At 68.9% G+C, this 13,878-nt stretch carries 14 protein-coding genes; 12 read left to right on the top strand and 2 right to left on the bottom strand.

What is annotated here, in order from left to right; all coding sequences use genetic code 11:
- The first annotated feature begins 77 nt into the window (after nt 1-77).
- Nucleotides 78-989 carry a metallophosphoesterase gene (locus tag AX690_RS06115; protein ID WP_066685230.1) on the top strand — a complete coding sequence of 304 codons (912 nt, stop codon included), beginning with the start codon at nt 78-80 and terminating at the stop codon, nt 987-989.
- On the opposite strand, the gene AX690_RS06110 is transcribed toward AX690_RS06115, so the two are convergent.
- The gene (locus AX690_RS06110) at nt 977-1,468 is read right to left on the bottom strand and encodes a DUF2141 domain-containing protein (RefSeq protein ID WP_066685233.1); all 492 of its coding nucleotides are present in this window, start codon (nt 1,466-1,468) and stop codon (nt 977-979) included. The genes AX690_RS06115 and AX690_RS06110 overlap by 13 nt on opposite strands.
- A 63-nt stretch (nt 1,469-1,531) precedes the next feature.
- Between AX690_RS06110 and AX690_RS06105 the strand changes: the two genes are divergently transcribed.
- From AX690_RS06105 to AX690_RS06085, 5 genes are read left to right on the top strand one after another with little or no spacing between them, the layout of a single operon-like run.
- The gene (locus tag AX690_RS06105; RefSeq protein ID WP_066685238.1) at nt 1,532-1,969 is read left to right on the top strand and encodes an HIT family protein; all 438 of its coding nucleotides are present in this window, start codon (nt 1,532-1,534) and stop codon (nt 1,967-1,969) included.
- A gap of 11 nt (nt 1,970-1,980) precedes the next feature.
- A complete protein-coding gene (locus tag AX690_RS06100) occupies nt 1,981-3,183 on the top strand; it encodes an LptF/LptG family permease (RefSeq protein ID WP_369798180.1) in 1,203 nt (400 codons plus the stop codon).
- Nucleotides 3,180-4,241: an LptF/LptG family permease gene (locus AX690_RS06095; RefSeq protein ID WP_066685242.1), complete on the top strand. Its 1,062-nt coding sequence runs from the start codon at nt 3,180-3,182 to the stop codon at nt 4,239-4,241. Before AX690_RS06100 ends, AX690_RS06095 begins: the two co-directional genes overlap by 4 nt.
- On the top strand, nt 4,241-5,395 hold the full coding sequence (gene bcerS / locus AX690_RS06090; protein WP_066685245.1) for a ceramide synthase: 1,155 nt from the start codon (nt 4,241-4,243) through the stop codon (nt 5,393-5,395). Before AX690_RS06095 ends, bcerS begins: the two co-directional genes overlap by 1 nt.
- Nucleotides 5,299-6,147, top strand: coding sequence for a nucleotidyltransferase family protein (locus AX690_RS06085; RefSeq protein WP_082769531.1), 849 nt, complete (start codon nt 5,299-5,301; stop codon nt 6,145-6,147). The genes bcerS and AX690_RS06085 overlap by 97 nt, the downstream gene beginning before the upstream one ends.
- Here AX690_RS06085 and AX690_RS06080 read toward each other — a convergent pair.
- On the bottom strand, nt 6,144-6,905 hold the full coding sequence (locus tag AX690_RS06080; RefSeq protein WP_066685257.1) for an NTP transferase domain-containing protein: 762 nt from the start codon (nt 6,903-6,905) through the stop codon (nt 6,144-6,146). The two genes, AX690_RS06085 and AX690_RS06080, sit on opposite strands and share 4 nt — an antisense overlap.
- Nucleotides 6,906-7,282: 377 nt before the next feature.
- On the opposite strand from AX690_RS06080, the gene AX690_RS06075 reads away from it, so the two are divergent.
- The 6 genes from AX690_RS06075 to AX690_RS06050 all read left to right on the top strand — a co-directional run bounded on the left by AX690_RS06075 (nt 7,283) and on the right by AX690_RS06050 (nt 13,835).
- Nucleotides 7,283-8,485: a glycosyltransferase family 1 protein gene (locus AX690_RS06075; RefSeq protein WP_082769530.1), complete on the top strand. Its 1,203-nt coding sequence runs from the start codon at nt 7,283-7,285 to the stop codon at nt 8,483-8,485.
- On the top strand, nt 8,482-9,483 hold the full coding sequence (locus tag AX690_RS06070; protein ID WP_066685259.1) for a flippase-like domain-containing protein: 1,002 nt from the start codon (nt 8,482-8,484) through the stop codon (nt 9,481-9,483). The genes AX690_RS06075 and AX690_RS06070 overlap by 4 nt, the downstream gene beginning before the upstream one ends.
- A 96-nt stretch (nt 9,484-9,579) precedes the next feature.
- Nucleotides 9,580-10,803: a rhamnogalacturonan acetylesterase gene (locus tag AX690_RS06065; protein ID WP_066685262.1), complete on the top strand. Its 1,224-nt coding sequence runs from the start codon at nt 9,580-9,582 to the stop codon at nt 10,801-10,803.
- Nucleotides 10,793-11,755, top strand: a complete 963-nt coding sequence (locus tag AX690_RS06060; RefSeq protein ID WP_231732131.1) for an alpha/beta hydrolase — start codon at nt 10,793-10,795, stop codon at nt 11,753-11,755. Before AX690_RS06065 ends, AX690_RS06060 begins: the two co-directional genes overlap by 11 nt.
- Nucleotides 11,752-13,152, top strand: coding sequence for a glycoside hydrolase family 28 protein (locus AX690_RS06055; protein WP_066685265.1), 1,401 nt, complete (start codon nt 11,752-11,754; stop codon nt 13,150-13,152). Before AX690_RS06060 ends, AX690_RS06055 begins: the two co-directional genes overlap by 4 nt.
- The gene (locus AX690_RS06050; protein ID WP_066685268.1) at nt 13,152-13,835 is read left to right on the top strand and encodes a DUF6250 domain-containing protein; all 684 of its coding nucleotides are present in this window, start codon (nt 13,152-13,154) and stop codon (nt 13,833-13,835) included. Before AX690_RS06055 ends, AX690_RS06050 begins: the two co-directional genes overlap by 1 nt.
- Nucleotides 13,836-13,878: the final 43 nt, after the last annotated feature.

Below are 13,878 nucleotides of genomic sequence, written 5' to 3'. Positions count from 1 at the left end.
GAACCGATATACCCCTTGAATCTCGCGCCGATTGATAAGCAGCTTCGGCTGCTTCGACCAGAACGACCCGAAAGATCTTGTCCATTTACCGCATCGCCCACCTGTCCGACCCCCACCTGCCGCCGCCGCCCGGCGCGTTCGGGTGGAAGGACGTCTTCACCAAGCGGCTCCTCAGCCGGATCGCCTGGCGCAAGAAGCGCAAGGTTCACCGCCCCGAGGTGCTTGAAGCCCTGGTGGCCGATCTGAAAGCCTCCACGCCCGATCATGTGGTGATTAGCGGCGATCTCACCAACTTCGCTTCGCCCACGGAGATTTCGGCCGCACGCAAATGGCTGGAATCCTTGGGCGACCCGGCGGACTTCACCGTCAGCCCCGGCAATCACGACGCCCTGGCCGGCGCCGGCGGGCACGAGCGGTTCGCGATCTGGGCGCCATGGCTGGGCGACACCGGCGAAAGCCGCTTTCCGCAGGTCCGCGTGCGCGGCCCCGTGGCGATCTTCAATCTTTGCTCGGCCGTGCCGACCGCCCCGCACCTCGCTACCGGCCGCCTCGGCGAGGAGCAACTCCAAGCGCTGGACGCCGCCCTCGCCGACCCTGCCTATGCGGGCCTTTTCCGGCTCGTCGTCCTGCACCACCCGCCGCATGAGGGCGCGGTGTCCAAGCGCAAGTCGCTGGATGACCGTCACGCCCTACGCGACGTGCTCGCGCGACGCGGCGCCGACCTCGTTCTCCATGGCCATGCTCACGAGGCGCTTCTGGGCGCTCTGCGCGGGCCAGACGGCGCGACGATTCCGGTGCTGGGCGTCCCCTCCGCCTCGGCGCGGCCCAACCGACACGGCCCGGCCCGCTGGAACGCCATCGAGATCGAGCCGCGGACCAGCGGCGGTTTCGACGTACGGATCGTCGCGCGCGGGATCGAGGCCGGCCGCGAGGGCCTGACCGAACTGGGCCGCTTCAGCCTTTCGAGCGCCGCGGCTCAGCGCGGATAGCGGATCTTGATCCGGATGGTGTTGTCGCCCGGCTTCACCATGAAACGGACGGCGTCATAGGACGGCTTGGCGTACCGGGTCGGCGCGTCGTTCGAGAAGCCGTAGCCCTCCGTCGGCAGGCCTTGCGTATTGCGATCCAGTTGCCGATCGGCGTCGACGTCGTGATAGGCCTCGACCGCATAGGCGTCGGCGACGGGCAGGTTGAAACAGGCCTGGGTCATCGGCGCGGACGCCTTGACCCTTTGGCGCAGCAGCTTGCCGCGCGGAACCAGAAAGCGATCCGGATCAGATGGATAGACCGTGATCGACACCTCGCCGGCGTTCGAGCGCAGCGCGCCGACCTGCACGATCAACCGCACGTCGCCCTTGCGGCCGACGCAGTCCTTGTCGGTCAGAGGCGCGGCAAGCCCCTCGGCGCTCGCCGAACCCGCCGCCAAAGTCGCGAAGATCGCGCCGATGAGAACGGATGGTGCTTTCATCTAAAACGCCGCATCCCTATTGTTACGCCCAGGCGACACCAGCCTGAAGTTCCCGGCTTTCTCATGACCAATCCCACCGCTCTGGCGTTCGGCTATCCCGGTTCCAAGATCGCGGAGACCGATCACTGGCTGATTCTGCTCCGCCCCAAGCAGCCGACATTTGGGTCTTTGGTGCTGGTGTGCAAGGAAGCTGTCCAGGCGTTCTCCGAGGTGAGTCCCGCCGCCTTCGCGGACTTGCAGGTCGCCGTGGCCGGCATTGAGCGCCTGCTGAAGGCTCAGGTCGACTATGAAAAGATCAATTACCTGATGCTGATGATGGTCGACAAAGACGTCCATTTCCATGTGCTGCCGCGCTATGCGGGCGCGCGCGAGCATGACGGGCTGAGCTTCCCGGACGCCGGCTGGCCCGCCGCGCCGGCCCTGGGCTCGGCCGTGGAGCTGTCGCTCGACGCGGTCGAGCGCCTCGCCGCCCGTTTCGCCAAGGCCTGGGTCCAAGCGTGAGCGCCAAGACGATGTCCGCTGGTCCCGTGCGGCTGATCGATCGCTACCTGCTGCGCCTGCTGTTCTGGCCGCTGGTCGGCTGCCTGGGCGTCACGGTGGTGGCCCTTCTGCTGGAGCGCATCCTGCGCCTTCTGGACGCGCTGTCGCAAAGCAGCGCGCGGTTCGGCTATGTCGCCCAGCTCGCCGCCAATCTGGTGCCGCACTATCTGGGCCTGGCCCTGCCGGTGGCCTTCTTCGTGGCGCTGTTCATCGTCATCGTGAGGCTGTCGGACGGCTCCGAGGTCGACGCCCTGCTGGCCAGCGGCCAGTCGCTAGAGCGGATCGCCGCGCCGTTCCTGGCCGTGGGCCTGTTCCTTAGCGTCTTCAGCCTGATCGTCTTCGGCTACATGCAGCCCTACAGCCGATACGCCTATCGCGCGGTGATGCACGCGGCGATCAACGCCGGCTGGAACGGACGTCTGGCGGGCGGCGCCTTCATCGACGACAAGGGCTCGCTGCTGACGGCCGACAGCGCCGACATCGCGGGTCAGCGCCTGACCCGGGTGTTCATCCGCCGGCAAGACAGCAAGGGCCAGGAAGAGATCATCACGGCCGCCTCCGCGGACCTGAAGCTGGATCCCGGCGGCAAGACCGTGACCATGGACCTGCGCGACGGTCGCCGCATCGGCCGCGACGCCAAGGGCGAGTATCGCAATCTGGCCTTCAGCAGCCTGACGACCCAGACGCCGCTGGCGGCGGCGGCCGTCCTGCTGCGCGATCGCGGCGGCGACGAGCGCGAGCTCACCTTGGGCGAGCTGGCCCAGCAGGCCAAGTCGCCGAATCCGGTGGTGTCCAAGGGAACGTTGCTCAGCGAGCTCTACGGCCGTATCGCCCGCGCGGCCTTCTTGCCCTTCCTGCCACTGCTGGCCTTCCCGCTGGGCTTGGCGTCCAAACGCGGCAACCGCGCGCCGGGCCTGATCATGGCCGGCGTACTGCTGCTGGCCTTCCAGCACGCCCTGCTGCTGGGGCAAAGCCTGGCCAAGGCGGACAAGATGGCGGCGGGGCCGGCGATCTGGATCCCGTTCGCCCTGTTCTCGGGATTCGCTCTCTGGCTGTTCCTGGGCAGCCGGACGAGGCCAGGCGACACGCCGGTCTCGCGTCTGGTTCGCCGCGTCAACAACCTGGTCACGCGCCTGGTGCGCGCCCTGCCCCTGCCGAAACGACAACCCGCATGAAGCTGCAGCTCTACGTCCTGCGGACCGTCGCCACCCGCATCCTCGGCGCGGCGCTGATCCTGATGTCCATCCTGCAGATTCTGGACCTGCTGGACGTCACCACCGACATCCTCGACCGCGGCCTGGGCATCGCGGGCGTGGCCTATTACGCCGCCCTGCGCCTGCCCCGCCTGTTCGAGCAGGTCGCCCCGATCGCCGTGCTGGCAGGCGGCCTCTTCGCCTTTTCGCAGCTGGCCCGCGAAAGCGCCGTGGTGGCCATGCGCGCTAGCGGCATTTCCGGTTATCGCATCGTCGCCATGGCCCTGCCGGCCGTCATCGTCGTCATGCTGCTGGACGCCCTGTGCGGCCAAGTCCTGGCGCCGCGCGCCGATCCGGCCCTGGCCGACTGGTGGAAGAAGACAACCCCGGTCGCCGAGCGCAAGGCGCCCTCGCCCCGCACCTTCCGCGCTGGGGCCGACCTGGTCATCGGTACCGACGCCTCGGCGGACGGCCGCCAGATCGCCGGCCTGACCATCTTCCGCCGCAACGCCAAGGGCATTCTGGTCGAGAAGGTCGAAGCGCCGAAGGCCCTGTACGCCCACGGCGCCTGGACTCTGGAAGATCCGAAGACCACCCGCTTCGTCGGCGACCTGGCCCAGGCCTCGACCGCCGCCTCGACCCGCTGGCCGACGGCCCTGCGCCCGCAGGACGTCCAGGGCCTGTTCGGCGACGACAGCGCCCCCACCGCGGCCACGGCGCGGCGCGCGCTTGAGAACGGCGGCTCGGACCGGCCGGAAAGCTTCTACGCCACCCACTTCCAGTCGGCGTTCGCCAGCCCCTTCGTCTCGCTGGTCATGCTGCTGCTGAGCGCGCCCGTGGCTCTGGCCAACTTCCGCAGCGGCCAGGGCGCGGTCCTGCTGACGGCGGGGCTCGGCGCGGGGCTTCTCTTCCTTGTCGCGAACGGCATGCTCACCGCCCTCGGTGAGTCCGGCGCCCTGTCGCCGATCCTGGCCGTGTGGGCGGCCCCCGCCATCTTCGGCGCGTTGGCGGCGCGCACCTTCTTGGCCCTGGAGGGGTGATGCCTTTCGACTCCACGAACGCCGACCTGCAGGTCATCCCGGTCAAGACGCCAGACGAGCTGAAGCGCTTCATCGCCCTGCCCGCGCGGCTGAACGCCAAGGATCCGAACTGGGTCACCCCGCTGACCCTGGAGCGGACCGAGGCCCTGACGCCGAAGACCAATCCGTTCTTCGCCCATGCCGAGGCGCAGCTGTTCCTGGCCACGCGCGGCGGTCGCGACGTCGGCCGGATCAGCGCCCAGATCGACCGCCTGACGCCGCAACCGACGCCGGGCCGCCTGGACGGCCACTTCGGCATGATCGCCGCCGAGGACGACGCGGCCGTCTTCCAGATCCTGTTTCGCACGGCCGAGGACTGGCTGCGGGCGCGCGGCCGTACGCACATCGTCGGCCCCTTCAACCTGTCGATCAACGAAGAGGTCGGCCTGCTGGTCGACGGCTTCGACACACCGCCGATGATCCTGATGGGCCACGACCCGGCCTATGCCGGCAAGCGCGTCGAGGAGCAGGGCTACGTCAAGGCCAAGGACGTCTTCGCCTATATCGCCGACGAGACGGGCGACATCCCCGAGATCGCCCGACGCCGGGTCAAGCGCGGCCTGCCCTCGGGCGTGGTGCTGCGCCAGCTCGACATGTCCCGGTACGACGAGGAGGTCGAGACCCTTACGGACATCCTCAACGACGCCTGGAAGGACAACTGGGGCTTCACCCCCACGACCGAGGCCGAGACCCGCCAGTTGGCCAAGGCGCTCAAGGCCGTGATCGACAAGCGCCTGACCTGGTTCGCCGAGATCGACGGCGAGCCGGCCGGGTTCCTGGTCTTCCTGCCCAACGTCAACGAGGCGATCGCCGACCTGAACGGCAAGCTGCTGCCGTTCGGCTGGGCCAAGCTGCTGTGGCGGCTGAAGGTCAAGCGCGTGAAGTCGGCCCGCATTCCGCTGATGGGCGTGAAGCGCAAGTTCTCGACCACCCAACGCGGCCGCATGTTGCCGTTCTGGATGATGAAGGCGGGCCGCGATACGGCGATCGGGCTGGGCTACAATCGCTTCGAGATCTCGTGGGTGCTCGAGGACAACACGGCCATGTGCCACATCGCCGAGAATGTCGGCGGCACGCACTACAAGACCTATCGGATCTACGAGAAGGCTCTGTGACCAGCTTTAAAGCGCTGATCCTGGCCGGATCGCGCGGCGGCAAAGTCGACTCCGCCGCCGCCTATGCCGGCGTCACGCACAAGGGCCTGATCGTCCTGCAGGGCCGGACGCTGTTGGACCGCGTGCTGGGCGCCGTCCAGGCCGCTGGCGCGCAGACGATCGGCGTCTCGGCCAACGACGAGGCGATCCGCGCGGCGCTCGCCACCGCCGACGTGAAGGTCCTGCCGCCGTCGGCAGGTCCCAGCCAGAGCGTCGCCGATGGCGCGACGGCCCTGGGCTTTCCCCTGGTCGTCACCACGGTGGATCACGCCCTGCTCAAGCCGGAGTGGATCACACAGTTCGTGGCGGACACGCCGGCCGACGCCGATGTCGCCGTGCTTCTGGCGTCGGAAGGGCGCGTGCAAGCCGCCGCGCCCCAGACCAAGCGGACCTATCTGAAGTTCCGCGACGGCCGCTATTCGGGCTGCAACCTCTTCCTGCTGCGCAACGAGAACGCGCTGAAGGTGATCGCCGTCTGGCGCAAGGTTGAAGCTCTGCGCAAGCAGCCCTGGAAGATCGCCGCCATGCTGGGGCCGAGCTTCCTGCTCCGCTACGCCCTGGGCCTGCTGACGCTGGACGAGGCGGTGGCGCGGCTGGGCAGGCTGGCGGACGTAAAGGCGGCCGCCGTGCGGGCGCAGGATGGCCTGGCGGCCGTCGATGTCGACAAGCCGTCCGATCTGGATCTCGTTCGGGAACTGGTAGGCGAGGCCTAAACGGCCTCGGCCTCCTTGGCGGCCCACTGCGCGGTCAGGGCCCGGTTGCGGACCAGATCTTCGGGGAAGTCCATCTCGGCCCAGTCCAGGCCCTCGATCGAGCGCACGCGCACGGCGTCGTGGTTCTGGGCGATCTCGTTGATCACGCTGAGATACCAGCGCTTCAGCCCCTCGGGCGTGCGCATGATCGCCTCCAGCGTCTTCACGAACAGGGCCGAGCCCTCCGTGTTGAAGCGCAGGAAGCCGATCGACTCGGCGTCGTATTCGGTGATCGTCTTGCCGATGGCGCGCAGGGCGTCGCCCTCGGTCAACACCTTCATGTCGTCGGCGTCGTAGCCGCCCGCCTTGCGGTCCACGGTCACCGTGATCGGCGCGTCCGGCGCGCTGATCAGGCGCTCGGCGATGGCCGGCTCGAACAAGGTGTCGCCGTTGAGGATCATGAACGGCCCGCCGCGCATCTCCTCGCGCGCCAGCCAGCACGTCGCGAGGTTGTCGGTCACGCTGTAGAAGGGGTTGTAGAGCGTGCGAACCGTCATGCCCGGCAGCGACAGCCGCGCGATCTCGGCCTCGACCAGATCGCTACGGAAGCCGGTGACGACCACCGCCTCCGGCACGCCCGCCTGATGCAGATGGCGCAGCTGCCATTCCAGGACCGTCTTGCCGGCCAGCTCCACCAGGCACTTGGGCCGATCGTCAGTCAGCGGCGACAGCCGCTTGCCCTGACCGGCGGCGAGGATGAGGGTCTTGACCGGCTGCATGTCGTTCTAAAAATCTCGCTGGATCGGGGCTTGTTATAGCCCGCAAGGAATCGTCGGACCGCGAACCGGGCGGCCGCGAGCGCATAACTGAGCACGAACCAGCCTCGCGGCAAGTCCGCACGCCCCCTCAAAAGCCGCCCGCCTTCCGTTGCGCAAGCCTCGGCGGCTTCTTTTTTCGCGAGGGGGATCAATCGGCAACGGTCGATCGCTTCTTGTCGGCAGCCGATCCGCCGCACCCCATGGTTCAGCTTCGGTTCAGCTTGCCCCAAAGATTGTGGGGATGACCGATGGCCTTCCCCTTCCGGAACCTGAACCATTCCACCATATGCCCATTGTCATATTCGGGTGGGGGCCTCGGAGTCAGACCAGGAGGCGTCGTGCAGCGCGCGGAAAGAAATATTCGTCAGCCCGCTGAGGAAAAGCCCGCCGAAGGCCTTCGCCTCGCCCTTTTCTCAGGCAACTACAACTACACGCGTGACGGCTCCAACCAGGCGCTGAATCGCCTTGCGGCCTATCTGATCGAGGCTGGCGCGACGGTCCGCGTCTATTCGCCGACCACGGACACCCCGGCCTTCGAGCCCGCCGGCGACCTGGTCTCGGCGCCGTCCGTCGCCATCCCCGGGCGTAGCGAATATCGCCTGGCGCTGGGCCTGACCTCCAGCCTGAAGGCCGACCTGGCCGCCTTTCAGCCGAACATCGTCCATCTTTCGGCCCCGGATCTTCTCGGCTCGCAGGCCGGTCGTTGGGCGCGCGCCGCCGGACTGCCTGTGGTCGCCAGCCTTCATACGCGCTTTGAGACCTACCTATCCTACTACGGCCTCGACTGGCTGCGGCCGACCGTCGAGCGCTATCTGGATCGCTTCTATCGCGGCTGCGACCGTGTGCTGGCGCCGAACGCGCCGATCGCGGACCTCCTGCGCGAGCAGGGCCTTGGCGACCGAGTGCGGGTGTGGGGACGCGGCGTCGATCGCGGCCGGTTCTCGCCCGAGCGCAAGGACATGGCCTGGCGGCGGTCGCAGGGGATCGCCGACAACGAAGTCGTGGTCGCGTTCCTGGGTCGTCTGGTCATGGAAAAGGGCCTCGACGTCCTGGCCGAGACCCTGGCCCTCCTCGCCGACCAGCCGATCCGTCCGCTGATCATCGGCGACGGTCCCGCTCGCGCCTTCCTCGAAGAGCGTGCGCCGAACGCGATCTTCACCGGTCATCTGGACGGCGACGCCCTGGGCCGCGCCGTCTCCAGCGCCGACATCCTGTTCAATCCCAGCCTGACCGAGGCCTTCGGCAACGCCAGCCTGGAAGGCATGGCGGCGGGCCTGGCGGTTCTGTGTCCCCGCGCCCCTAGCACCAGCGCCCTGATCACCGACGGCCAAGACGGCGTCCTGGCGCCGAGCGCGGACGCGGCGAGCTATGCGGCGGCCCTTCGCGCCCTGATCGCCGAGCCGCTGCGCCGCTTGAGGATCGGCAGGACGGCCCGCGCCTCCAGCGCCGCCTACGACTGGGATGCGATCTGCGCGGCCGTCTTGGACGTCTATCGCGAACTGGGAGCGGCCCCGACCGCTCGCGCGCGCTCGGCGGCATGACCGAAAAGGCGGGTAAGCGCGGGGCGTCGGCGCGAGGCTGGCTGCTGACCGCCGGCGTCGCGCTGTTGGCGATCCTTCTGGCCACCCACGGCGCCGGCGCCGTGCGCGAAATCCTGGCCCAGGTCGGCTGGCAGGCCGTTCTTGTCATCGCGGCCCACCTTCCGGTGACGTTCTTCGCCACGGTCGGCTGGCAAGTGCTGCTGCCGCCCGACCGCCGCCCCTCCCTGCCCTTCCTGTTTCGCCTGCGGCTGATCAAGGAGGCCGTCAACGCCTTGCTGCCCGTGGCCCAGGTCGGCGGCGAAGTGGTCCGCGCCAAGCTGGCCGTTCGTAAGGGCCTCAGCCTGGCCGAGAGCACGGCCAGCTGCGTCGTCGACGTCCTGGCCGGCACGGTGGGTCTGGTCCTGTTCGTCCTGGCCAGCTTGGCGGTGGCCCTTGTCACGCTGCGCGATCCGCGCCTGGCGCAGGCCGGCCTGACCCTGGTCAGCGTCGTGGCGCTGATCGCCGCCAGCCTGTTCGTCGCCCATAAGGCGGGGGTGGGCCAGCGGATCGGACAGTTCTCGCAGCGCTGGACCGCGATCGCGAGCCGCGTCGGCGCGCTGGGCGACGCCTTTCGCGACATCGGCGCGCGTCGGAAGGAGATCGGCGCTTCCTGGGCCTGGCACATGGCGGCCTGGCTGGCGGGAGCCTTCGAGACCTATGTGTCGATGTGGGCGCTGGGCCTGCATCCCACCCTGGTCCAGGCGCTGATCGTCGAGGGACTGGCGCAGACGGCCAAGGTCGTGGGCTTCGCCATTCCTGGAGCGCTGGGCGTGCAGGAAGGCGGCTATCTGTTGCTGGGCGGCGCGCTGGGCCTTTCGCCAGACCAGGCGATGGCCCTATCGCTGCTGCGACGACTGCGCGAGCTGACCCTGGGCGCCCTGGGCCTGATCCTGTGGCGCACGACGCGTCCGGCGCCCCCCGTGGTCGCGAACGATACGCCGCAAACAGCCACCCCTTAATTCCCACATAACAGGACAATATCCTGTATTTTGACATTGAATCCGTCAGCGAGCGCCGCTACCAAGAGAGCGGACTCTGCGCGCGAGGGAGGCGGCATGATCCTGGATCGGCGCGCCTTGCTGGCGGGCCTCGCGCTCGCGCCTAGCATCTCGCTGGCCAGGGAGGTCGCGCCCGTGTGGGCCTTTGATTTAGAGACAGCGCCTCGGACCCCTTACGACTCCTCCACGGACCATGGCTGGGAGCCGGGCCCTGGCCAACTCTTCTCGGTTCGCGTTCCCGAAGGCGACTATCGCGTCACCCTGGAGCTCGGCGCCGCCAAAGCCTCGGAGACCACCGTCAAGGCCGAGTCCAGACGGCTGATGCTCGAGAGCGTCCCCGTCGCCGCGGGCAAGACCGAGCGCCGGACAATCGTCGTCAATGTGCGCCGGCCCGATCTCGCCCCGCCGCCGCCGAACGCGCCGGGCGAGACCCGGGTGCTGCTCAATCCGCGCGAGGAAGGCAGCTACGACTGGGACGACAAGCTGACCCTCGAGTTTCTCGGCCCGACCGCCGCCATCCGCCGCCTGCGCGTCGAGCCCGTCACCGTCCCGACCGTGTTCCTGGCCGGCGACTCCACCGTCACCGATCAGCGCTTCGAGCCAGCCGCCGGCTGGGGCCAGATGCTGCCCCGCTTCTTCAAGCCCGAGATCTCGGTCGCCAACCACGCCGAGTCCGGCGAGACGCTCAAATCGTTCCTGATCGAGCGCCGCCTGGACAAGATCCTCAGTCGGATCAAGCCCGGCGACTGGATGCTGATCCAGTTCGGACACAACGACCAGAAGACCCAGTGGCCGCAGAGCTACGCCGAGGCCGCCACGACCTATCGCGACTATCTGCGCGTCTATGCCGGCGAAGCGCGGCGGCGCGGCGCGACGCCGGTGTTCGTCACGTCGATGCATCGCCACCGCTTCGACGCGGCCGGCAAGGTGGTCGACACGCTGGGCGACTATCCCAAGGCCATGCGCGAGACGGCGCACGCGCTGGACGTTCCGCTGATCGACCTGCACGCCATGAGCGCCGTGTTCTACGAGGCGCTCGGGCCCAAGGAGGCCTGGAAGGCGTTCAATGACGGGGGCAAGGACCTGACTCACCACAACAACTACGGCGCCTATCAACTGGCGCGCTGCGTGGTGGAAGGCCTCCGCGCCAGCGTTCCCGCCCTGGCCGCGCACCTGGCGACCGACTTGGCGCCGTTTGACCCGGCCCGTCCGCCTTCGCCCGACACCTTCGCCCTGCCGCCCAGCGCGGCCGCCAGCCAGGAGCAGCTCCGTGGAAACTGACCGCCGCGCCGTGCTGGCCCTCGCCGCCGGCATGGCCGCCCTGCCCGTCGTCGCTCGCGCTCAGAACGCGCCGTCGGCCGTCGAGACCGTGGACCTTTGGCCCCAGGGCGCGCCCGGCGGCGAGAAGGTCACCGTCACCGAGCAAGTGATCCTGCGCACGCCGGGCGGTGATCCAAACGACACCGCGTTCCTGAACGTGACCAAGCCCTGGCTGACCATGCGCCGCCCCGCCAAGCCGAACGGCGCGGCGGTGCTGATGATTCCCGGCGGCGGCTATGTGCGCGTGGCGGTCGGCAAGAACGGCGGCCCGATCGATGCGTGGCTGGCCAGCCTGGGGATCACCGCCTTCGTCATGGACTACCGCCTACCCGCCGACGGCTGGGAGGCCGGTCCCGACGTGGCGCTGCAGGATGCTCAGCGCGCCATCCGGCTGATCCGGGCGCGCGCGCCCTCGCTAGGCGTCGATCCGGCCAAGGTCGCGGTGATCGGCTTCTCCGCTGGCGGTCACGTCGCCGCGCGGCTCGCCACCCAGTACGGTCGTGAGACCTACGCGCCGGTCGACGAGGCCGACAAGCTGCCGACCCGTCCCTTCGCGGCCGGCCTGTTCTATCCCGTGATCACCGGTACGGCGCCCTACGCCCACGGCCAGTCGCTGAAGCAACTGCTGGGCCCGAACCCGACAGACGCCCAGCGCCAGGCCGTGTCGGCCGAGCAGCACGTGCCCGCCGACGCCCCGCCGACCTTCATCGCCGCCGCGGCGGACGACAAGGTGGTCCCGGTCGAGAACAGCGTCCTGATGTGGCAAGCCCTCCGCGCCAGGAAGATCCCCGTCGAGATGCACCTGCAGGAGGTCGGCGGCCACGGCTTTGGCCTGAAGGGGCCGGATGGCCAGATCGCCCCGTCCATGCTGGCGCTGGACGTCTTCTTTCGACGGCATGGTCTCTACGCATGACGCGAGGCGGTCCCGCCCTGGCGACCGACGCGATCAACGCGGCGATCGTCCATGCCCATGCACGCGGCGGCGGCGAGGTGGTGCTGCCGGCGGGTCGCCATCTGTCCTTCTCGATCCGGCTGCTCAGCGGCGTCACCCTGCGGCTGGAGGAAGGATGCGTGCTGGAGGCGGCCGATCCGGCGCGTCACGGCGGCGCCTATGATCCGGCCGAGCCCAATCCGCACGATCGCTGGCAGGACTTCGGGCACAGCCACTGGCGCAACAGCCTGATCTGGGGCGAGGATCTCGAGGACGTCGCGATCCTGGGTCCCGGCCTCATCGACGGCGCTGGCCTCACCCGCGAAGGCCCAGGCTCGCGCTGGTCGCGCCAAGCCGGCGAGTTTCCGCTGAGCATGGCCGGCCTGTCCGCGGAGACCCTGGCCGAGCTGTCGCCGGCGATCGAGGCGATGGCGGGGCTCGGTAACAAGACCATCGCTCTCAAGCGCGTGAGGCGGGCGCGGATCGAGGGCCTGACGATCTTCCGAGGCGGCCACTTCGCGGTGCTGGCCACGGGATGTGAGGACCTAGTGCTGCGCGACCTCCTCATCGACACCAATCGCGACGGGCTGGACATCGACGCCTGCCGGGACGTGCTGGTGTCCGGGTGTCGCGTAAACAGTCCCAACGACGACGCCATCGTGCTGAAAAGCTCGCTGGCCCTGGGCGAGGTCATCCCCACCGAGCGCGTGACTATCCAGCACTGCGAGGTCAGCGGCTTCGATCTCGGCACGATGCTGGACGGAACCTTCGGCCGGACCCAGCAGCTCGCGCCCGACCAGGACCGCGTCACCGGCCGCATCAAGCTGGGCACGGAGTCGAACGGCGGTTTTCGCGACATCGTCATCCGCGACTGCCGCTTCAACCGGTCGCGCGGCCTGGCGCTGGAGGTGGTCGACGGCGGGACGATGGAGAACGTCGTCGCCGAGCGTTTGGTGATGCGGGAGGTCACCACCGCGCCGATCTTCCTGCGCGTCGGCGACCGACGTCGAGGGCCGGAGGGCGCGCCCCTGGGCGCGATGCGCGGCATCGTCCTGCGCGACATCGAGGCGACCGACATCCTGCCGGACTACGCCGCCACGATCGCCGGCTTGCCAGACTCGCCGATCAAGGATGTCACCCTGTCGAACATCCGCCTGTCCTATAGGGGCGGCGGATCGCCCGCATGGGCCGAACGGCGGCCCGGTGACCTGCCGCAAGCCTATCCCGAGCCCAGCATGTTCGGCCCCTCCCCCGCCCACGGCCTGTGGGCGCGGCACGTGGACGGCCTGAAGATCGAAAACCTCGTGATCGAGACCGTCGCACCGGACCCGCGCCCGACGCGCCTGTTCGAGAACGTGCGCGAGACGGAGACCGCCTGATGCTCGACCGCCGCAGCCTGTTGGCAAGCCTCGCCGCGACACCTTTCGCCGCGGAGCCGCCGCCAAGCCGCCTGTTCGCCGACGATTTCCGCCAGAGCCTTGGCCAATGGGTCGTGGAGGCGGAAAAGCCGGCTGTCGTGACGGCGCGCGACGGCGTGCTGGATATAATGACGCCGGCGGGCCTGACGGCCTGGTTCAAGCCCGAATTGGTCGGCCCGATCGCGATCACCTACCAGGCCATGGCGGTGTCCGAGGGCGGCCCCTACGATCGGGTCAGCGACCTGAACGCCTTCTGGATGGCGCGCGAGGTCGGCGGCGGCTCGCCGTTGAAGCATCGCCGAAGCGGCGCCTTCGCCGACTACGACACCCTGGAGACCTACTATGTCGGTCAGGGCGGCAACGGCAATACGACCACCCGCTTCCGGCGCTATGTCGGTCGCCCCGGCGAACGCCCGCTGCTGCCGCGCCACGACCACGGCGCGCCGGACGAGATGCTGACTCCCAACCGCTGGACTTCGGTGCGGCTCGTCGCCGACGGTTCGCGCATCGAATACTGGAGCGACGGCCGGCGGCTATTCGACCTCGACGATCCAGCGCCCTATCGCCGCGGCTGGTTCGGCCTGCGGACCACGCAGAGCCATCTGCGCATCCGAGACTTTGCGGTTACCCGCCTGGGCCGCTGACAACCCACGCAGAAAAAAAGGCCGGCGCGGGGCGGAAGTCCCC

This window comes from Caulobacter sp. CCH9-E1, from assembly GCF_001556515.1.
Classification (GTDB): Bacteria; Pseudomonadota; Alphaproteobacteria; order Caulobacterales; family Caulobacteraceae; genus Caulobacter.
This window is presented reverse-complemented; position numbering and strand designations above follow the sequence as displayed.